Source organism: Metabacillus crassostreae, assembly GCF_016908395.1.
Classification (GTDB): Bacteria; Bacillota; Bacilli; order Bacillales; family Bacillaceae; genus Metabacillus; species Metabacillus crassostreae.
This window is the reverse complement of the sequence record NZ_JAFBDU010000002.1, coordinates 369,134-392,181: the sequence shown is the minus strand read 5'-3', so window position 1 is coordinate 392,181 and position 23,048 is coordinate 369,134. Positions and strand designations below refer to the sequence as shown.

At 34.1% G+C, this 23,048-nt stretch carries 13 protein-coding genes; 12 read left to right on the top strand and 1 reads right to left on the bottom strand.

Going from position 1 to position 23,048, the window contains the following annotated elements; translation table 11 throughout:
• Positions 1-107 precede the first annotated feature (107 nt).
• Positions 108-2,435, top strand: coding sequence for an alpha-xylosidase (gene yicI / locus JOC75_RS09565; protein ID WP_204953831.1), 2,328 nt, complete (start codon positions 108-110; stop codon positions 2,433-2,435).
• A 756-nt stretch (positions 2,436-3,191) separates the two neighbouring features.
• A complete protein-coding gene (locus JOC75_RS09560) occupies positions 3,192-7,181 on the top strand; it encodes a glycosyl hydrolase (RefSeq protein ID WP_204953830.1) in 3,990 nt (1,329 codons plus the stop codon).
• A gap of 264 nt (positions 7,182-7,445) precedes the next feature.
• On the opposite strand, the gene JOC75_RS09555 is transcribed toward JOC75_RS09560, so the two are convergent.
• Complete coding sequence (locus tag JOC75_RS09555; protein ID WP_420828022.1) at positions 7,446-9,683, bottom strand: alpha-galactosidase; 2,238 nt, start codon at positions 9,681-9,683, stop codon at positions 7,446-7,448.
• 401 nt (positions 9,684-10,084) lie between these two features.
• Here JOC75_RS09555 and manA point away from each other — a divergent pair, with 401 nt between their 5' ends.
• The 10 genes from manA to JOC75_RS09505 all read left to right on the top strand — a co-directional run bounded on the left by manA (position 10,085) and on the right by JOC75_RS09505 (position 22,565).
• Positions 10,085-11,032 carry a mannose-6-phosphate isomerase, class I gene (gene manA, locus JOC75_RS09550; RefSeq protein ID WP_204954216.1) on the top strand — a complete coding sequence of 316 codons (948 nt, stop codon included), beginning with the start codon at positions 10,085-10,087 and terminating at the stop codon, positions 11,030-11,032.
• A 211-nt stretch (positions 11,033-11,243) separates the two neighbouring features.
• Positions 11,244-12,416: an AGE family epimerase/isomerase gene (locus JOC75_RS09545; RefSeq protein ID WP_204953828.1), complete on the top strand. Its 1,173-nt coding sequence runs from the start codon at positions 11,244-11,246 to the stop codon at positions 12,414-12,416.
• Entirely contained in the window at positions 12,413-13,597 is a 1,185-nt protein-coding gene (locus JOC75_RS09540; protein WP_204953827.1) for a glycoside hydrolase family 130 protein, read from the top strand. Before JOC75_RS09545 ends, JOC75_RS09540 begins: the two co-directional genes overlap by 4 nt.
• Before the next feature lie 114 nt (positions 13,598-13,711).
• Positions 13,712-14,719 (top strand): substrate-binding domain-containing protein, encoded by a 1,008-nt coding sequence (locus JOC75_RS09535; protein WP_204953826.1) that lies wholly within the window; start codon positions 13,712-13,714, stop codon positions 14,717-14,719.
• Between the two features lie 115 nt (positions 14,720-14,834).
• Entirely contained in the window at positions 14,835-15,428 is a 594-nt protein-coding gene (locus JOC75_RS09530; protein WP_204953825.1) for a YesL family protein, read from the top strand.
• A gap of 230 nt (positions 15,429-15,658) precedes the next feature.
• The gene (locus tag JOC75_RS09525; protein WP_204953824.1) at positions 15,659-17,002 is read left to right on the top strand and encodes an ABC transporter substrate-binding protein; all 1,344 of its coding nucleotides are present in this window, start codon (positions 15,659-15,661) and stop codon (positions 17,000-17,002) included.
• A 171-nt stretch (positions 17,003-17,173) separates the two neighbouring features.
• Positions 17,174-18,052 (top strand): carbohydrate ABC transporter permease, encoded by an 879-nt coding sequence (locus tag JOC75_RS09520; RefSeq protein WP_204953823.1) that lies wholly within the window; start codon positions 17,174-17,176, stop codon positions 18,050-18,052.
• A 1-nt stretch (position 18,053) separates the two neighbouring features.
• Positions 18,054-18,884, top strand: coding sequence for a carbohydrate ABC transporter permease (locus JOC75_RS09515; RefSeq protein ID WP_204953822.1), 831 nt, complete (start codon positions 18,054-18,056; stop codon positions 18,882-18,884).
• A gap of 140 nt (positions 18,885-19,024) precedes the next feature.
• Positions 19,025-19,954: a glycoside hydrolase family 113 gene (locus JOC75_RS09510; protein WP_204953821.1), complete on the top strand. Its 930-nt coding sequence runs from the start codon at positions 19,025-19,027 to the stop codon at positions 19,952-19,954.
• Between the two features lie 148 nt (positions 19,955-20,102).
• Positions 20,103-22,565, top strand: a complete 2,463-nt coding sequence (locus JOC75_RS09505; RefSeq protein WP_204953820.1) for a beta-mannosidase — start codon at positions 20,103-20,105, stop codon at positions 22,563-22,565.
• Positions 22,566-23,048 lie beyond the last annotated feature (483 nt).

Sequence of the window (23,048 nt, the reverse complement as noted above, 5' to 3'; positions counted from 1 at the left end):
AACGGAAATCAACAACAAAGTTTAACAGAGCCTTAAAAAATGAAAGTTCGTCAATCTAAGAAACATTCTTTTGGTTGATAGACTTAATGAAATGAAGGAGTGTAATCATGAAATTTACAGATGGATATTGGCTTATAAGAGAAGGATTAGAATTAATTTCTGGAGTACAATTCTTTAATGCTACTTCTACAGAAAACGCACTAAAAGTACTAGTGGCACCGAAGGATATTTCAAACCGAGGATATCAACTCGATACACCGTTATTAACAGTGGAGTTTTCATCTCCAATGGAAGATATAATTCGAGTAAAAATCATTCATCATAAGGGAACAAAAAAGCGTGGTCCAGAATTTCAGCTTTATGATCACGAGCAAGCACCTGTTTCTATAGAAGAAACAGAAGACAAAATCACATTTATCAGTGGAAAAACAAGTGCAGTTATTAATAAAAAGGGACCATGGGGAGTCCAATACCTTTATGATGGTAAAAAAATAACTGGCAGTGGTCATAAGTCAATGTCTCATATTACTGAAACAACAACTAAGACTACCTATGTTCGTGAAGAACTAAATTTAGGAGTTGGTGAAAATATCTATGGTCTTGGTGAAAGGTTTACTTCATTTGTAAAGAACGGACAAGAAATCGAGATATGGAATCAAGATGGAGGTACGGCATCACAGCAATCTTATAAAAACATTCCTTTCTATGTATCAAATAAAGGGTATGGGGTCTTTATCAATCAACCAGAAAATGTATCTCTTGAAGTTGCTTCTGAAAAAGTATCTAAGGTTCAATTCAGTGTGAAAGGTGAATCGTTGGATTACATGATTTTTGGTGGAGATACATTAAAAGAGGTTATCTCAAACTACACGACTTTAACAGGTAAACCTGCTATGCCCCCTGCATGGTCGTTTGGTTTATGGTTATCAACTTCTTTTACAACAAACTATGATGAAGAAACGGTGAATAGTTTCGTAGAGGGAATGCGTGAAAGAGATATTCCATTATCTGTTTTTCATTATGATTGTTTCTGGATGGAAGCATTAAATTGGACCGATTTTGAATGGGATAGAAACATGTTCCCAGATCCTGATGGGATGTTAAAACGCATGAAAGAAAAAGGATTGAAAATTTGTGTTTGGATAAATCCTTATATTGCGCAAGAGTCAAAGCTTTTTGACGAGGCAGTTCAAAATGGCTACTTAATTAAACGACCTAATGGAGATGTTTGGCAATGGGATAAATGGCAGCCTGGAATGGGGATTGTTGATTTTACAAATCCTGCAGCATGTGAATGGTATGCTAATCATCTTAGAAGATTAGTAGATATGGGGGTTGATTCTTTTAAAACCGATTTCGGGGAAAGAATTCCAACAGATGTAGTTTACTTTGACGGCTCTGATCCTGACAAAATGCATAATTACTATACATTCTTATATAACAAGGTTGTATTTGAAGTATTAAAAGATAAGCTTGGCGAAGGTGAGGTTACTTTATTTGCGCGTTCAGCAACCGCCGGCGGTCAACAATTTCCAGTACACTGGGGTGGTGATTGTGATGCTACTTACGAATCAATGGCAGAAAGTATCAGAGGAGGATTATCACTTGGTTTAACTGGATTTGGATTCTGGAGTCATGATATCGGTGGATTTGAAAGTACAGCTCCTGCGGATTTGTTTAAACGTTGGGTAGCATTTGGACTTCTCTCAAGTCATAGCCGGTTACATGGAAGTAAATCATACCGTGTTCCTTGGGCATATGATGAAGAAGCTGTTGAAGTAACGAGATTTTTTACAAAGTTAAAATCAAAATTAATGCCATATATCTTTAATTCAGCGAATGATTCAGCCAAACTAGGGCTTCCAATGATGAGAGCAATGCTTCTTGAGTTTCAAGACGATCCAGCTGTCGAAACATTGGAAAGACAATATATGTTTGGTGATTCATTACTTGTAGCACCGATATTGAACGAGGAAGGAGATGTATCATTTTATCTTCCAAAAGGAAAATGGACACATTTATTTACGAATGAAGTGATTGATGGAGGAGTATGGAGAAATGAAAATCATGGATATTTAAGTCTTCCACTATATGCTCGCCCTAATTCTATCATTGCTGTAGGTTCAAATGAATACGAAGCTGATTATGACTTTGCAAACGATGTAGTTTTACATCTCTTCCAACTTGAAGAAGGTAAAACAGCAATAGCTACCGTTCGTAATTCCAAATCAGAAGTTGAACTTGCAGTTTCAGTAACAATGACTAATAGTGTACTTACAGTTAAGATTATTAAAACAGTTGGGAAGTCATGGTCTCTATTATTACGTGGTATTTTAGAAATCAACAAATCTACTAATGCAAATATCGAATCAACCGAACTAGGAATTAAACTTTTACCAGAAAAAGATGTTGAAAGCTTTACTGTTACACTTTAATTGAGCACTGTTTGGTGCTTATAAATCATTAATGCTCTCTTCCGATAAACTGATTCGATGTTTATAAAGAATTAAAAAAATTGAAATACTAGTTCAAGTTATATACAGGAGAGGGGATTCCAGCTCCTATCGGATCAACTCAGTGTAAACCTCCAATTTCTTTTAGATAAGAAATTGGAGGTTTTTCTGTTGTACAAATTTTACATCTTAGAATAGAGCCACGTTATAAAAGTAGAATAATAGATTGAACTTAACGAAGTTATAAATATTACAAGTAGGTGACTCTCAATATTATAGTGGTGATTCACTAAAAAGTAGTAGTGTTATAAGTTTGTAAAGACTCGTAATAATTTTATGGCAATATTTAAGAGGTGAATAATTTTCTTGCCGTAAAGATTATTAGCTAATAGTAGCAAACAATGATAGTACATTAGTTATAGTTTCTATTTTGTTACTTAATCGATTAATTTGAGATTGCAATTCATCAATCCAAAAATTCATGCTTTTTAATAAATACCCCAACTAGAAAAGATCTACATTATCTTTTGTTGTATATATCCATAAGATCTTGTGGAAAAAATAAATATAAAGTAATCGTTAAGTTTAAAATATAAAAATAATACTTTAAATATTAAGTTAATGCTAGTATAATACTCTATAAAGAGAGCGCTTTCATTCGATATTAGCTTTTAATTTCAATAAATGGAAGTTTGCTAGCTTTATGTATGTATTATTTAATTAAAGGGGAGGAAAAAAATGAAGAAGTCAAAAAAAGTACTATCAGCATTGTTGGCTCTGACTCTAGTTTTTTCAAGTTTTCCATCTGTATTTGCCGCTTCTGAGTCAGGTAAGCGGGTACTTGATTTAGTTGATTCAAATGCGTCAGACAAAACTAAGTCATTGTTTGCATACTTACAAGATATTGGTGGAGAACAAGTATTGTTTGGGCATCAGCATGCAACAGACGAGGGATTAACCATTACTGGTAGTGGCACACGTGCTGGGTCTACTCAATCAGAGGTAAAAAATTCAGTTGGAGATTATCCGGCGATCTTTGGTTGGGATACGTTAAGTTTAGATGGAGATGAAAAGCCAGGTTCAACTGAAAATACTGATGAGCAAAATAGACAAAACTTAATTGCTTCAATGAAGGTTGCACATGATTTAGGCGGTATTGTTGCATTAAGTATGCATCCACCAAATTTTGCAACAGGTGGCCGCTATAATGATACAAGTAGTAAAGATGCTGTTGCAGATATTCTTCCTGGAGGTCCTGCGAATGCCACATTTAATGCATGGTTAGATAATTTAGCATTATTTGCTCAAGGTTTAAAGGATGATAAAGGTGAGTTAATACCAGTTATTTTTCGACCTTTTCATGAGCAGAATGGTGGTTGGTTCTGGTGGGGTGCGCAAACGACAACTACTAGCCAATACAAAGAGCTCTATCGATACACAGTGGAATATTTAAGAGATAAGAAGAATGTAAGTAATTTCTTATATGCTTTTTCACCGAATGGACCGTTTGATGGAAATCCAGATGATTATCTTACTACATACCCAGGAGATCAATATGTTGATATCATTGGATTAGACCAATATGATAACCAAAGTAACCCTGGTTCAGAAAGTTTTATAAGCAAGCTTGTTAATGATCTAGCGATGGTTTCACAATTAGCCGAGGAAAAGAATAAGATTTCAGCATTTACTGAATACGGTTACAGTCCTCAAGGGATGAAAACAACTGGAAATGGAGATCTTGAATGGTTTACTAAAATTTTAAATGCTATTAAGTCTGATCCTGATGCGAAGAAAGTCTCATATATGCAAACATGGGCTAACTTTGCTCTAGGTGGTAACCTATTCGTGCCTTATAAAGGATATAAAAATGCTCCAGAGGGTGGGGAGGATCACGAATTATTACCAGACTTTACAGAATTTTATAAAGATCCTTACTCTGGCTTTTTAAATGAAGTTGGTGATGCTTATGGTATTAAAGATCTTACGACTACAGAAGAAAAGCCGTTTATGCATATTGTTACACCAACATTAAATAGTGAAGTAAAAGCTTCACCAGCACAAATTCGAGTGAAAGTGATAAATGATACACCAGAGCAAGTAATTTATACAGTAGAAGGTTCTGATAATGAAGTTTTAATGACGCTAGATGAGGAAGGTATGTATTATACAGCAGACTGGCTACCTCCGGCCTCATTAAATGGAGGAACTGCCAATATTACTGTTAAAGCACTCCTTTCTGACAGATGTACAATTCTTGAAGAAACAAGTACTGTTATTGTGAAGGTATCTGAAATTGATATTAAAACATACACGTTTGATGATGATACTGAAGGTGTGAAAAGTAATGGTGCTTACCCAGAAACTATCAATTCAAGTTTTGAGCATGAAAAGTTAGCTGGAGATGGAAAGCTGAAAATACAAGCCGATGGTTTAGAGCAAAGTCAATCTTGGCAGGAGTTAAAACTAGAATTAACTGATTTAGATGATGTTAATTTATCATCGGTGAAACGCGTTAAATTCGATGCACTGGTTCCTGCTTCAGCTGGAACAACAAATGCGAGTTTACTTAGTGTTGCTATGCTTCCACCAGACTGGGATACAAAGTATGGAGAATCAACAACAACTAAACAATTTAGCGATCTTGAAAGAGTTACAATTGATGGAGTTGAATATGTTAAATTCTCTGCATCGATTGATTTAAATAATCCGGCAATATCAGAGGAAGCAACAGGTCTTGCCTTATCCCTTATCAGTAAAGAACTTAATTTAGATGGAAATATTTATGTGGATAATATTCAGCTCCTTAGTGTGTTTGCTGAAGCTCCAAATGATCCTTCATTAGTTGATGATTTTGAGTCATATCTAGGTAGTGACGCGGCGTTAGCGACAGATTTCGTTGCTGCAAATGGAAATGTGTCTATTAGTCTTGATGGGGTAAACAAAAATGATGGCACTTATGGCTTAAAATATGATTATACGCTAACTCCTGGAGGTTACACAGGAATTACAAAAACATTAAATAATCTTGATTGGTCTGATTCTAACCACCTTCAATTCTGGTTAAAGCCTGATGGAAAGGCGCAAAAGCTTGTCATTCAAATTCAGATTGATGGTATTTCATTTGAGGCATATCCATCATTAGAATCAACAGAAGCGGGAGTAGTTAAAGTTCCATTTAGTGAATTTACACCTGCTCCATGGGATACAGCTAATGCAGGTAAAGTTATTACAAAAGAGTATCTTAAAGATGTTTCTAAGTTTTCAATTTACATTAATGCACAAGATGATATAGCCAGTGAGTTAAATGGTTTACTTTATTTTGATGATATTAGAGTTGGTAACGATGGAACTGGTGGTGTTCCAAATGGTGGATCAGGTCCAGGAAGTATGCCAGAACAACCAGGAACGCTGTATGATTTTGAAGATGATAAGCAAGGCTGGGTAATTGAGCAGAATAATGCGAATGCAACAAATGCAGAAGTGACAGAAGAAGCTGCTGAAAAAGGTGTTAAATCATTATCTTCAGAATTTGATTTAGAAGGTACTCTAGGCTTTGAGTTTTCGAAAGTACAAACAATTGACTTATCTGCAGTAGACGCATTAACAGCCAAAGTAAAGTTATCAGAAGGGACTGCTAATGCTCGTCTTTATATAAAAACAGGTGCTGACTGGGCTTGGATAGATAGCGGTGTTGTTGAAGTTGACAACACAGAATTTAAAACACTAACAATTGATTTAGCAAGTGTAGAGAATCGTAATAGTGTAAATGCGATTGGTATAAAAATTGAACCAACTTCTGGATCAGGTAAAGCTAGAGCGTTTGTTGATAACATTGAGTTAATTGGTGATGTTGAGCCTGATCCTGAAACAAATCCAACTCTTTATCATTTCGAAGATGGTGTGCAAGGTTGGAAATTTGGTTATAACGAAAACTTAACTCCTCCACCTGTTGTTGAAATTACAGATGTCGAGGCAGCAGAGGGGATGAAATCTTTAACGACAACAGTTAATCTAACTGGTGGTAAGTTAGGTTTAAGAGATGAAGTAACAAGAGACTTAACAGGAGAAGAATACTTAAGTGTAAATGTGAAATTATCAAGTGGAACTGCAGATGCTAAATTATTTGTACAGCCTTCATGGGGGTGGGCAGATAGTGGTGTAGTTTCTATTGATAGCAATGGATTTACTACAATTATACTTCCATTAGCAGATATTGAAAACCTACATGATGTCAAAGCGATTGGTGTTGAAATTATTCCTACGAGTGGTGAGGGGAACGCATCTGTGTATATTGATAATGTATCGTTGACAAACGGAGCAGTTGAAACAGCAGATGCATTTTTAATAACAAACTCTGGAGTTACAGTAGCAGCAACAGAAGTGTTAACTTTATCAGAGGTAGTAGTAGTTAACAGTGAAATAGATCAAAGCTGTGGCAATCCAGGGCCAGTAGATCCTCAGAATCCAGAGGGAGAGAAACCGGGAACTCAAGATCCTGATACTGGAAATCCTGAACAGGAACCTAATAATCCTGATCCCGTTTCTGACCCAAATGAACCGAAGCCTATCGTTCCAGTTTCAAAAGATAGTACAGTAGAAAAAAGCGAAAACAAATTACCTGAAACCGCAACTAATCAATTTAACTGGTTGCTACTGGGCATATTTGCTATAGCTGGAGGCTATTCTGTAATCTTAATAAATAGGAGAAGAAATAAGGTAAGCTAATAATAATAACTAAAAAAAGACTCAATCAGTTTGATGAACTATAGGTAAACCGTATTGTCTTATTTGAGTAGGTTTGACTTTGCTTTTTTTACGAGTGTAGTTACCAAATTAAAATAATCATATTGTACGTTTGCCTTCAATATGATAAAAAATAAGACTGTCACACTCTTATTAATAAGGGTTGTGACAGTCTTATTCTATTAAACTTCAACTTAAAAATAAACTGTTATACTAAGTGTGTAATTTTTGAGAACATAACATGAATTAACTACCTGTGCATTCCTTAATCACAAATATTTTTGAATAATAATCATGTGGATGTTCTCTAGACCAATATTCTGAAGCTCGGTCTGTATAGTTTTCAGCTAAGATTATACCAATATTCATTAATTCATCACCGTAATGTGTGATGGTACTATTATTTATTGTATATAACCTCTCTGGATCCAAACCTTTTACTTTTATACGGCTATATGAATCATTAGGTTTCGCAAGAACTTTATAATAGCCGACAATTGCCTCTTTTTTATCTGTTGACACAACCATCCATGACGTCTCGTTTGAAGTAAATGGATTGGAGAGTCTGTAGAACGTTCCGTTGCTAATCAGCTCTCTATTTTCTTTAAAGAAGGCCACCTGTTGCTTTACTTGGTCTTTTTCACCGTCAGTTAATTTAGTTACATCTAATTCGTATCCAAAGGTACCAAAGAAAGCTACATTTGCTCTTGTGTATAATGGTGTGATACGTCCAACTTGGTGATTAGGTACAGCTGAAACATGACTTCCAATAGAACTTAGTGGATACACCATTGATGTTCCATACTGAATTTTAAGTCGCTCAACGGCATCTGTATCATCACTAGTCCATGTTTGCGGAGCATAATAAAGCATCCCCGGATCAAAACGGGCGCCACCACCAGCACATGATTCAAATAGAATATGTGGATATTTATGTATTAATCTTTCATACAGTTCATAAACACCTAAGATATAACGGTGAAACACTTCTCCTTGTTGGTCGCTTTCCAATACTTTAGAATATGCTTCCGTAATGTAGCGGTTCATATCCCATTTAATATAAGAAATTTTCGATTTTTTAATGATGTTGTCCATCAGTATGAAGATATGATCGACAACTTCTTTACGTGAAAAATCAAGAACAAATTGGTTTCTGCCATGTGATGCACGACGGTTAGGGGTTGAAATGATCCAGTCAGGATGTTCTTCAAATAATTTCGTTCCTTTACTAACCATTTCAGGTTCAAACCAAAGTCCAAACTTCATGCCTAATGCTTCTACTTTTTCCGATAAACCATCAATTCCATTTGGAAGTTTTTCTTCGTATTCAAACCAATCACCTAATGAACTCGAATCATCATCTCGTTTTCCAAACCATCCATCATCAAGCACGAATAATTCAATTCCTAATTCTTTTGAAGACTTAACAATGTTAAGAATCTTTTCTTCGTCAAAATCAAAATAGGTTGCTTCCCAATTATTGATTAAGATAGGACGTACTTTATCTCTCCAATAACCACGTACTAATCGACTGTGATAAAGTTGATGAAATGTTTGGCTCATTTCATTTAATCCTTTATTTGAATAAACCATAACACACTCTGGTGTTTGGAAGTACTCATTTGGATTTAATTTCCATTTAAATTGAAAAGGGTTAATGCCCATCGTCACTCGAGTAACATTATAAGAATCTACCTCAACCTGTCCAAGGAAATTACCGCTATAAACCAAACTAAAGCCAAAAACTTCACCAGAATGTTCAGTTGTATCAAACCTTTTTAGAGCGAGAAATGGATTGTGGACATGACTACTTGCCCCTCTAGCACTGGATATAGATTGAATGCCTTTTGATAATGTTCTTGTTTCCATATGTGTTTCTCTAGCCCAAGCACCATAAAGGTGAATCATCTCGTATTGATCATCTGGAAAGTCAACACTTGCACTCATTGCATTGTTTATATAAACAGCGGTTGTACCTTCATTAACGAACTTTGTATTTCTGGTGATTACATTACGATTTGCGTAGATGGTGTAACTAAGGATGAGTTTTGTTTGTGTCACTGCATCATATAAAGTAATTTCAAGAGTATCTGCTTCGTTAGGATCTTCAACATAGGTCGCCGGTAATTTTTCTAATGTTGGTTTTCCTTTGATTAACTTGTAATCCTCAAATTGAAAATCAGTTATATGAGCGTTTACCTGATCAGTAACCATATACGCAGGATAACGAAAATCTGTTGTACCATAGCTTGGGTATTCTTGTCTAATATGTTCTAATGAGGACGTATGATCACCTTCAAATAGATTACTAGATGGCCTTACTTCCCGCTCAATTAAATGGTGAAAACTTTCTCGATGTTTTACTCGACTTCCGTAATACAAATTCTCCAAATAATGACTTTTCTCTAAAACTCTAAAAATATAACTAACATTTTGATTAAATAAATGAAATTCTTTTGTTTCTGTGTTTGCGTTTACATTAATTGGCACTAGAAATCACCTCATTTTTATTTGCTTTATTTGATAGGGTCGAAAGCATATATATATACAAGAATTAGGGCAATTACTCCTCAAACAAGCCTAGTTATCACTTACTGGTAATTAAGTTATCGATAACTATTTTTTATAATCTTATTATAGCATAATGCGCACAAATATTAATAAATTAATTTAGGGATATTTCTTATTATATCTTAATTTAAAAAAGATTTATTAAAGAATGCTTCTAACTTAACTGGAAAGTTCAAAAGTACTTTTTGGTAAAAAAACATTAGACATATATAAATGTTAGGGCTTATAGTTATTTAATAACTTGATATTTTTCAATTTTGTTAGGTAATTTCTCTTAATTAATTAGTTAATTTTCGGAAGGAGACGTGAATAATGTGAAGGAACCAATATTTTTAGCTCCGGTTTTCAAAGAAAGGATTTGGGGAGGAACGAAATTACGTACGGAATTTGGATATGATATAGAATCAGATTTTACAGGTGAATGCTGGGCGGTGTCTGCACATCCAAATGGACAATGTATTGGAAGTAACGGACCATATAAGAATTTGTCTTTAGGTCAGCTTTGGGAGAATAACCGTGAGTTGTTCGGAAATATTGAAGGAGATGTTTTTCCATTATTAACAAAGATTCTAGATGCAAATAAAGATCTTTCTATTCAAGTTCACCCTAATGATGAATATGCAAAGAAACATGAAAGTGGTGAACTAGGAAAAACTGAGTGCTGGTATGTAATAGACTGTGAAGAGAGTGCAGAAATTATATTTGGTCATACTGCACAATCACATGAAGAATTAAAAGAAATGATTGAACTTGGAGAATGGATCCAATTACTAAAAAGAGTAAAAGTAAAACCAGGAGATTTCTTTTACGTACCTAGTGGAACGATTCATGCATTATGTTCAGGGGTATTAATACTGGAAACGCAACAAAGTTCAGATACAACATACCGTGTTTATGACTATGATCGAGTAGATCAAAATGGACTGAAACGAGAGCTACATATCAATAAATCATTGGATGTGATAAGAGTCCCTCATGAAATACAAAATAATAACTCAGTACCAAAGGAAATTGAAGGTGGTAGAATTACAACATTCGTTAATGAGGAATATTTTTCTGTTTATAAATGGGAGATTCATACAGCTTCTTCATTTACACATAGCAAGTCATTTTTTATATGCAGTGTAATAAAGGGTTCAGGTGAGCTTTGTATAGACGAAAATGTATATCACATTGAAAAAGGTCAACATTTTATTCTTCCATACGGTTTAGGTAATTTCAAACTTAAAGGGAATATAGAGTTAATTGTTTCTCATCCATAGGAAAAATAGAGTTGTGGGCAGATTTTAAAGCTTCATTAAAACATTCATTGGAAGATATTCCTTTGAATGTTTTTTTTGTATATAAATAAGTTAAAGGCTATCTTCTTAGTTAACTTTAACTAATTTACTTTAAAATAATTGACAAAAATAAAGTTAGCAAGTACCATTTTAATTAAGTTATCGGTAAACTACAATCTTGGGGGTTATGTCAATGTCTAGTATTAGAAAACAAATTGAGGAGCACTTATATACTCATATTTTACCTTTTTGGATGAAATTAAAAGATAAAGAACATGGTGGATTCTTCGGCAAAGTTAACTTTGACCTAACAATAGATAAGGAAGCAGAAAAAGGTGGGATTGCAGCATCTAGATTTTTGTGGTCTTTTTCTGCAGCATATCGAATAACAAAGAAACCGGAGTATCTAGAATATGCACACCATGCTTATCAATTTTTAATTGAAAAAGTTTATGATCATGAGTATAGAGGGTTATTTTGGCAAGTTGATTTCAAAGGTCAGCCTGTTGAAGATCAAAAGCATGTCTATACACAATCGTTTGGGATTTATGCATTGAGTGAATATTATCGAGCTACACAACATCATGAGGCATTAGAATATGCCTATGAAATTTTCAACCTAATAGAAAATCAAGGGTTTGATGAGAAGAATAATTCTTATAAAGAAGAATTTGATCGACAATGGAACGAGGTTCCAAACGACAAGTTGAGTGAAAATGGAGTTACTGCGGATATAACCACTAATACACATCTTCATGTACTTGAGGCATATACAAATCTGTTGAGGGCATCTAACTCTGATAAAGTTAGAGAAAGGTTAACGAATTTGATTGAGTTGTTCTTTGAAAAAATTTATAACAAGGAAACTTACTATTTAGATGTTTTCTTTGATAAAGATTGGAATTCTTTACTGAACTTAAAATCGTTCGGACATGATATCGAGGCGAGCTGGTTAATAGATGATTCTTTGAAAGCATTAAATTTAGATGATGAGCGCTATAATAACATGGTTATTAATATTGCCTATAATATTGCTAATGCAATTTTGGAAGATGGTTCCCTTGTAAATGAACAACATAACGAAGAAATTGATTATACACGTGTTTGGTGGGTACAAGCTGAAGCAATCGTAGGTTTTTATAATGCTTATGAACGAACAAATGATGAGAAGTTTTTAAGAATAGTAGAGGGTTTATGGAATTATATTAATAAAAATATAGTTGATCGACGTGAAGGTGGAGAATGGTACTGGTCAATAGAAGCAGACGGCCGTCCAACAGAAAGAGCTATTGGGGAGCCGTGGAAAACACCATATCATAATTCAAGATTTTGCTTAGAAATGATGGAAAGGATGGAAGAAAAATGATTCATGAAAAATATTTCGAGCTATTAAATAAGCAAATCAATTTACTAGGAAGAAAAAATGATAAAAAGTTAGATTTTTATAATGGGATTTATGATCGATATCAAAATCCTGTCATAACAAGGCACCACGTACCGTTACATTGGCGTTTTGACTTAAATAAAGAAACAAATCCACACTTTATGGAAAGACTGGGGGTAAATGCTACATTTAATCCAGGAGCTATTTATCTAAACAGTAAGTATTATTTAGTCGTGCGAATGGAAGGTCTGGATCGAAAATCAATTTTTGCATTAGTAGAAAGTGATAACGGTATTGATAATTTTCGATTTATTGATACACCGCTTACATGGAAAGATATTGATGAAAAAGAAACAAATATATATGATATGCGCCTTGTTCAACATGAAGATGGTTGGATATATGGAATTTATTGTTCGGAAAGTAAGGATCCAAAATCTGCAGAATTTGATACATCTAGTGCAATTGCTCAGGCAGGTTTGGTGCGGACAAAGGATTTAAAAGAATGGCAGCGTCTTCCAAATATAAAAACACCTTCACCACAGCAAAGAAATGTTGTATTACATCCAGAGTTTGTCGAAGGTCAATATGCATTTTATACTCGACCACAGGATGGATTTATTTCAACAGGATCTGGTGGTGGTATCGCCTTTGCTCTTTGCGATGATATATTAAATCCAATTATCGGCGAAGAGACAGTTATGCATGAAAAGAAATATCATACTATTTATGAAGTTAAAAATGGTCAAGGGCCAGCACCAATTAAAACAGATAAAGGTTGGATTCATATCGCGCATGGTGTTAGGAATACTGCAGCTGGTCTTCGGTATGTTCTTTATACAATTGCAACAAGTTTGGAGGATCCTTCAAAGGTTATCGCAACTCCAGGAGGTCATTTTATTGCTCCTTATGATGAAGAACGTACCGGTGACGTCTCAAATGTGATTTTCTGTAATGGTGCGGTAGTGAATGAGAAAAATGAAGTGTTTATTTACTATGCATCAAGTGATACTAGGATTCATGTTGCAACAACAACAATAGAAAAGCTAATGGATTATACATTCAATACCCCAGAAGATCCATTCCGCTCGTTAGAGTCTGCTGCACAACGTAAAAACTTAATTGAAGAAAACATGAAGTTGATTAGAGTTAGTCAGCAATAATATTATCCAATAAAACTTTTGGATGATCCGATAAGAAATTAGGTGCAAAGTTTTTGTTTAATCATGTAGTATGTAAATAGCTGAAATTTAAAAGCGATTGGATGGGAGGGAAACATGAAAAGTAATATAACGATGAGAGATATAGCAAATAAATTAGGTGTAAGTAGTGTAACTGTTTCAAAGGCGCTTAATGATAAAGAGGGTGTCGGAGAAGAGCTAAAATTAAAAATAAAAGCTCTCGCAGAAGAAATGGGATATCGATATAATGTAATGGCAAAGTCTATGAAAGAAGGGTTATCCTATAACATTGGCGTTATCATACCAGAGCGTTTTGCTGGAACAGAACAATCTTCCTTTTATTTAAATGTCTATAAGAGCATCACTAGAATATTAGAGGATCAAGGTTATTATGGGATACTTCATATTTTAAGTCATGTTGATGAAAAACACCTAAGACTTCCAAGGATTTATAATGAAAACAAGGTTGATGGCTTCATTATCCTCGGGCAGGTTAGTAAAGGATATATAGAGGAAATACAAAGAATAGAAATACCGAAAGTGTTCTTAGATTTTTATGATGAGCATGCAGAAATCGATTCTGTTACGACAGATAATTTTTATGCAGCATATGAATTAACAAACTACCTTTTTCGTAATGGGCATAAAGAAATTGCGTATGTGGGAAATTTATATTCTACGAGTAGTATACAGGATCGTTATTTAGGGTATTATAAATCTTTACTTGAACATGGTCGCTTGTTAAAACAAGATTATATTATTAATGATCGTGATGAAAATGGTTCTTATATAGATATTGTGTTACCAGAAACTCTTCCAACAGCATTTGTATGTAATTGTGATCAAGTAGCTCACAACCTAGTACAAAAGCTAAAAGTGGAAGGTTATCAAGTACCTCAAGATTGTTCTGTAGTAGGCTTTGATAATGATATTTATGCAACAATTACGGATCCTGCGTTAACTACAGTAGAAGTAGATATCGAACAGATGGCAATTAATGCCGTTAATTTTGTACTTGAAAAAATAAAAGATCAATCTAAAACATTTGGACGGGTTTTAGTGAAGGGGAAAATTATATATAGAAATTCTGTTACTAAAATTTAGAACAAGGTGTAATTTTATACCTTGTTTTTCTTTTAACCAAAATATAAATCATTTCTTGCGTGGTTGAATGATTTTGAAATTATCAAATATTATTTGTAAGGAATAGAGGTGTGAAATGAACAGCAAAATCATGATGTTTTTTCAGTTCATGTATAAATATTTTCTAACAAGTTTCTATTTCTGGTTAAATCTAGTAAAAGGACTTTTCGTTTATAGTTTAATACCGGCAATCTGTGCATTATATTTAGTTTTGAGAGACATCAATTCAGGTGCAGATGATGAACAAAATATAACGGTGAAAGAACTTTATAACATATACTTTGCCCGGTATAAAAACTATAAATTTGTTTCATTTAGTTTTATGATCAGCTTAATACTCTGTTACACGTGTCTCTATTTTTTAAATAAAGTTGTAGGGGAAGTTTTTCTTTTACCTATTATACTAGTTATATATTTATTACTTATGACTTTATTGATATTGATCTATTTTACAGTGTATATTACGTTTAAGGGGATGGATACAAAGAATGGAATGATTCATGGGTTTTTATCTGTTTTTAAATACCCAGTAAATACAATAGCGATTATTGTAATTATTGTTTTTCTTTATTTAAGTATTGGACTTAATTTTGCCTTTTTTGTTGCGTTTGGTCCATTTCTAATGGGTTTAGGTATTCTTCTATCACTCTATAAATTGATACAACATTGAAGCTCTAAGATCACCAGTCTCTACTTGCTGGTGATCTTTTTTGTTTTAGGTGATTAGCAAACAATTGTTAACTCAATTTACTTTAACTATAACTTAATTATTACTTAATAATTAAAATTATTTAGGTTTTTTATTAAGGTAAATTACTTAAAAAATGTTGACAGGAAAGCGTTATCAATATAGAATTAACTTGTAAGCTTCACGGTAACTTAAAAATAGGGGGAAAGAAAATGAAGAATAGCAAGCTAATGAGTTTACTTATGGTTATGGTACTAGTTGTTCTTGCGGCTCTCACTGGTTGTTCATCTGAAGGATCTGAAAAGGTTGAGGGTGGCGAAGATGCTAATGTAAGCTGGAAAGATAAAGATCCAGAGGAAATTAAAGGGGAAATTACCTTCATTTCCCAAAGGACAGATATAGTTGACACAGTATTTCCTGAGTATGAAAAAGAATTTCAAAAGAAATATCCTAATGTTGAAGTGAACTTTGAAGCGTTAACAGATTACGGTGGTCAAATTACTCCACGTATGAATACAGAGCAATATGGAGATGTATTATTACTTCCGACACAAGTGCCAATTGCTGATTTACCAAACTTCTTTGAACCACTTGGAACACTTGAAGAGATGGAAGAAAAATACATGGGTGTGGAAGAAAGAGCGGTTGATGGAACAGTATACGGTATACCAATTGCAATTACCTACACTGGCGTAGTTTATAACAAAAAAGTATATGAAGAAGCTGGTGTGACTGAAACTCCAAGAACAATGGATGAGTTTATTGCTGCTCTTGAAAAAATTAAAGAAAATACTGACGCTGTTCCATTATATACAAATTATGCAGCTGGTTGGCCTTTAACTCAATGGGAAGGTGCCTTTACAACTGTAGCTGGTGATCCTGCTTACTACAATCAAACAATGGTGAGTGAAAAGGATCAGTTAACAGAAGGTAAGCCACAATATGAATTATGGAAGCTTATGTATGATGTAGCAAACAAAGGCTTAATTGAAAAAGATCCATTAACAACTGATTGGGAATCTTCTAAAGCAATGATGGGTAAAGGTGAAATTGCAACGATGGTATTAGGTTCTTGGGCAATTGATCAAATTAAATCTGTAGCAGAAAATCCAGATGATATTGGTTATATGCCATTTCCTACTAATGCAGATGAAGTAATTTTTCCATTAGGTGCTGATTTCCAAATGGGTGTAAACAAACATAGTGAAAGTAAAGATGCAGCTTTAGCATGGGTTGACTGGTTCATTCATGAGTCTGGCTACTCAGTAGAACAAGCTGGTGGAATTAGTGCTGCAAAAGATGTTCCGCTACCAGAAGATTTAAAGAATTATGAAGAACAAGGTGTTACATTCGAATTATTAACTCCTGCTAAAGCTGGTGAAGAAGGTTTACTTGATAAAATTGATAAAGAAGCAGAAGTAGGTTTATGGTTAGAAGACAAACCTAAGCGTATTGTTGAAGCTGCAATTGGCAACCGCGATGAATCATTTGAAGATATTATGACTGAACTTAATGCTGATTGGAACGAAGCGTACGATAAAGTTGTTGGTGAGTAATTTAAGAATTTGTTGAAAACAAGAAAAGTGCAAAAAATGCGCTTTTCTTGTCCTTTAATCATTTTATTGGGTTGATATTTTTTAGGTTTAATAGATTTAAATCTTAAAAGAAAAACTAGAGGTTTCTTTGATCTCTTGGTGTTTCTAAATTCCTACCGGGAGGTGTAGCACTTGTTTAAATTCTCAAATCTTTCATACGATGCTCAAAGACGGGTTATTATTATCCTTTTTTCACTTGTACCCGTAGCGTTACTTATCACTTTTGCTTATTTACCGGTAGCTAATATGTTCTACTATAGTTTTACTGATTGGAATGGTTTTAGTGATAAAGAGTTAGTTGGTTTAGAAAACTACGTTACGATCTTTACAGATCCTGAGTATTTTGTTGTGTTTAAAGTAAGTTTGTATTATTTTGTGGCTACGTTTGTTCAAATGGGTGTTGCTTTATATTTTGCAACGATTCTCAGCTTTAATGTAAGAATGAAGAATTTTTTCAAAGGGGTATTATTCTTTCCATACCTTCTAAATGGTGTTGCAATTGGATTTATGTTTTTGTTCTTCTTTCGACCAGAGGGCACGTTAGATACAGTATTAAATGCAATCGGATTAACTGGTCTTATTACACAATGGTTAGGTAATCCAGATATCATAAATATTTCTCTTGCTGGTACTTCAGTATGGAGATACATGGGTTTTAACTTTATTATTTTCTTGGGAGCGATTTCGTCTATCCCGAAAGAAGTTTATGAAGCTGCGGAAATTGATGGTGCTAATAGATGGCATCAGTTTAGATATATTATTCTTCCTAGTATTAGAAGGATCATCGAGTTGAATTTAATCTTAGCGATAAGTGGAGCTCTTTCAGCGTTTGAAATTCCATATATTATGACTGGTGGATCAAATGGGAGTAAAACGTTTGTTATTCAAACTGTCGACATTGCGTTTAAGTACGGTAAAGTCGGCTTAGGTTCAGCGATGGCTGTTGTTTTATTATTCATCGTTATTATTGTAACTGTTCTCCAAAAAGTGATATTTAAGGAGCGTGGCTAAAATGTATCAACTTAAATATGCATTAGGAAATGTAGCGAAATATGCTTCGTTAATTATAGGTGCTATTATTGCCTTGCTTCCAATTGCAGTTGTATTTTTTGCATCGTTCAAAACAGGAGAAGAGTATACAAGTACAGGTCCGCTTACACCTCCTCAAAACTGGTTGAACTTTGAAAACTATACAAGAGCTTTTGTTGAAGGAAATATGTTAACTGGATTTGTAAATACAGCGTTCATCCTTATTCTATCCATAATTGGAGCAACATTAACAGGATCAATGATTGCGTTTGTTTTACATCGTTTTAACTTTAAGGGAAGTAAGTTGTTGATGGGAGCATTCTTATTGGCTACCTTAATTCCTGCTGTAACAACACAAGTTGCGACGTTCCAAATTATTAATGAGCTTGGTCTATTTAATACAAGATGGGCAGCGATTATTCTTTATATGAGTACAGATATTATTGCTGTATATATCTTTTTGCAGTTTATGGATTCGATTTCAGTTTCGTTAGATGAATCAGCAATGTTAGATGGAGCTTCATATGTGACGATTTTCCGCAAAATTATTTTGCCTTTATTAAAACCTGCGATTGTAACAGTTATTATCGTTAAGGGAGTTAATGTTTATAACGATTTCTATACAGCCTTTCTGTATATGCCGAAAACAGATCTTCACGTTATATCAACCGCATTGTTTAAATTCAAAGGTCCTTACGGATCCCAATGGGAAGTTATTTGTGCAGGAATTATCATTGCGATCATCCCTACACTCATTGCTTTCATAACATTGCAAAAACACATTTACAACGGGATGGCTGGATCTGTTAAGTAGAAAAGTAAGTTCTAGGAGCTGCTATGTGTAAAGTGTAATAACAGATAAGAATATTTAGTGAAGACACTGGTATTCTATTAAGAAATTCCTCTTAATCTACTTTGAGACAGCGGGAACAATCATGTAAGGAGGAGAGTTTTTTGGATTTTATAAAAGGTTTTACTTATGGATGGATGAGCATGAAAGGTGATTTTACTAAACCTGAAGCAAAAGAATCGATGAGGCTATTAAAGGAGAGAACTAATTCAGATTACGCTATTATCACTATGGCTGCACTTCAAGATGGTGCACATACAACTGAAGTTGATTATACTGGCGATCATATGGTTGCGGACGAAGAATTAGTAGAAATGATTGAATATGCACAGTCACTTGGTTTAAAAGTCATTCTAAAGCCGACTGTAAATTGTAAAGATGGTACATGGAGAGCTCATATTAATTTCTTCGATCTAGATGTGCCTTGTGAACCTAAATGGAGTGATTGGTTTAAAAGTTATACTGAGTACCAAATGCATTACGCGAAAATTGCCCAAAAGACGAAATGTGACATGTTTATTATTGGGTGTGAAATGGTACAAACCGAAAGAAAAGACAAAGAATGGCGTAAATTGATTCAAGGTGTGAGATCTGTATATAGCGGTCCAATTACTTATAATACGGATAAGTATCAAGAGGGCAATGTGAAATGGTGGGATGCGGTAGATATCATCTCCTCAAGTGGTTATTACCCAATAGATGATTGGGATAATCAGTTAGATAGAATTCAAGAAATTATAAAGCCATATAATAAACCATTCTTCTTTGCTGAGGCTGGCTGTCCGAGTCGTTCAAACTCTCCGTATGTTCCGAATGATTGGAATCTAGAAGGTGAAATAGACATGAACGCTCAGGAAGATTACTTTCGGGTCATGTTTGAGAAAACTAGCACAAGAGACTGGGTATTAGGTTTTGGGCTTTGGGATTGGAAAGCGCTACTTCATGATGAAAAAGAAGCAGAGTTAAATGATGATTATGCTGTATTTGGAAAGCCTGCGGAGAAAGTTATCAAAAACTTTTATGCTTCTAAATGATAGGTAGAGTTCAAAAAAAGGTAGTGGTCTTTATAGAAAAAAGAGTACTACCTTTTTTGTGGGGTAAAGCTGACGTTTTGTGTTTTTATTAGAAATTGATATTAGATAAAAGTATGAGAACAAAACTAACAAAATGGAGGAAAAGATAATGATAAAGATTGATTTAAATGGCACTTGGTTAATGAAGAGTTCATCCGATCACTCAAAATGCCTCGATGGATCGGTCCCTGGCTCAGTTATGAATGATCTATTAAGACAAGGAGAAATAGGAGATCCTTTTTACAGGGATAATGAACGTTTTGCCTATGAGATTGCATCTAAGGATTATATTTATACTCGTGAATTTATCATTCAAGAAGAGCTATTAAATTATCAAAAACTTATTTTGCGTTTTGATGGTTTGGATACACTTACAGAAATTAAACTCAATGGAAAGAGCATTGCGAAGACAAAGAATATGCACAGAGTATATGAGTATAATGTAAAACCATATTTGAATTCAGGTACAAATAAGTTAGAAGTCACTCTTTTCTCTCCTATTGAATATATTTCAAAAAAGCAAAATGAAGAAAAACTATGGGGAGTTGTAGATGCAATTGAAGGATACCCTCATATTCGAAAAGGTCATAGTATGTTTGGGTGGGACTGGGGACCACAAATACCTGATTTAGGGATATGGCGAGATGTAACGCTCTTTGCTTGGAATTCTGGTCGTATCGAGGATGTGTATATAACTCAAGAACATGGAGAAACAAAAGTAGAAGTTAATGTAAGGGTTAAAGTAGAAACGCACTCAAAAGAACCAGTTACACTTAAAGTGAAACTTATAGATCCATCAGGTGAAGAAGAATTCTTCCAAATTGTAGACGCGCAAGCAGAAGAAAATGTAACTATTAGTGTCAAAAATCCACAATTATGGTGGCCGAACAATTATGGTGACCAACCTTTATATAAAGTAGAAATTATTACATCAAATGAAACAGGAATCTTGGATGAGAAAGCTTTAAATATAGGGCTTCGTACAATAAAGGTTAAACATGAACCAGATCAATGGGGAAAATCTTTTGAGTTTGAAGTGAATGGTCGATCAATTTTTGCTATGGGTGCAAACTACATACCAGAAGATAGTATACTTGCTCGTAATTCAAAGAAACGAACAGAGCAGCTTATTAGTGATTGTGTTGAAGCAAATTTTAACATGATTCGTGTTTGGGGTGGAGGTATTTATCCAGAAGACTACTTCTTTGAGTTGTGTGATCAAAAAGGAATCATTGTTTGGCAAGATTTTATGTTCGCTTGTAGTGTATATGATTTAAATGATGACTTTAGGAAGAATGTTGAACAAGAAGTAATTGATAATATGAAACGAATAAGGCACCATGCTAGCTTAGGACTTTGGTGTGGTAACAATGAAGTTGAAGAGGCTTGGGTATATTGGGGAATACCGGGTGATGGTTATAAGTATAAGGCTGATTATATTAAGCTATTTGAATTTATTATTCCAGAGCTTGCAAAAGAACTAGATCCACAGACATTTTATTGGTCTTCTTCTCCATCATCAGGTGGGGGTTTTAATGAACCGAGGAATCCTAATGAAGGAGATATGCACTATTGGGAAGTATGGCATGGCTTGAAGCCTTTTTCAGAATATGAAAAATTTCATTTCCGTTTTTGTTCTGAATTTGGTTTTCAGTCATTTCCGTCTATGAAGACAATTAATTCCTTTACAGAACCAGAGGATCGTAATATTTTTTCATATGTTATGGAAAAGCACCAAAAAAATGGGGCCGCAAATGGAAAAATTCTATTTTATCTTTCTGAGAATTTCCTTTATCCAAAGGATTTTGATTCTTTATTATATGCTTCACAACTACTTCAAGCTGAAGCTATAAAGTATGGAGTAGAGCATTGGAGACGAAATCGAGGACGATGTATGGGATCTCTCTATTGGCAGTTAAATGATTGCTGGCCAGTAGCCTCATGGTCAAGTCTTGATTATTTTGGAAGATGGAAGGCTCTTCATTACTTTGCGAAGAAATTTTACTCACCTATATTAATGTCGCTTAGAGAAGAAGGATCAGACATTGAAATCCATTTAACAAATGATTCCTTATCAGTGGTTGATGCACGAATTGAATGGAAATTACGTAAAAACAACTCTGAAATCCTGACTCAAGGAGTTGTTCAAACTGAGGTTAATAATCTTACGGCAAAGAGATGTGAAAGACTATCTTTAGGAGGATTTTTAACAGAAGAAGATAAAAGAAATACGTATCTAGAGTGTACGTTGTTTATAAATGGTGAACAAATAACGGTAACAACTTTGTTGTTTGTTAAACCAAAGCATTTTAGCTTCCTAAATCCTGAGCTAACTCTTGATGTAAATGAAACAGCAGATACGTTTGATATAAATATTTCATCTAAAGCCTTTGCTAAATATATTGAGTTGGACTTGAAAAGTGCAGATTGTAAGTATAATGACAATTATTTTGATTTATCAGCAGGTGAAACAAGGACAATAACAGTCAAGAAAAAAAGTTTGAGTGAGAGTCTTAATCTAGAATTATTTAAAAATCAGTTAAAAATCCGAAGTGTATTTGATATTGCATAAGTATGACTAGCTTAAATGATGTCACCCTAGTAGCTTCTAAGCTTAATTGAAACAACAATTCAAGCTTAGTCAAAAAGCTTGTAGCAGTAGACTTGTCTAATATCCTCTTTTAACCTTGAGAGAGGATATTAGGTGGGATAAGGTAATGTTCGGAAGGAATTTTCTTTTCTTCTGGTTTCTCAGTTTTAATGCAATGAATCAATCGTTCAATTTATCAAAAAGAGATAAATGAAATGAAGCAATGTATATAGGAGAGAAAAACTAAAATCAGTTTCTGATTGATGAGCGAGATCAAACTGTTGCTCAATTGGCAATCGCTTGGCCTCTCTCTTAGAGGTGATGATGTTGTTTCTGCTCTAATAGGAGCAAGTTGTATTGAACAAATTGTAGAAAATGTTAGAACATTAGATAACATAACTTTTTATCAAGAAGATACTAGATTTGATAGATGAAATATTGATGAACTAATAGTCTCTTTTTTCA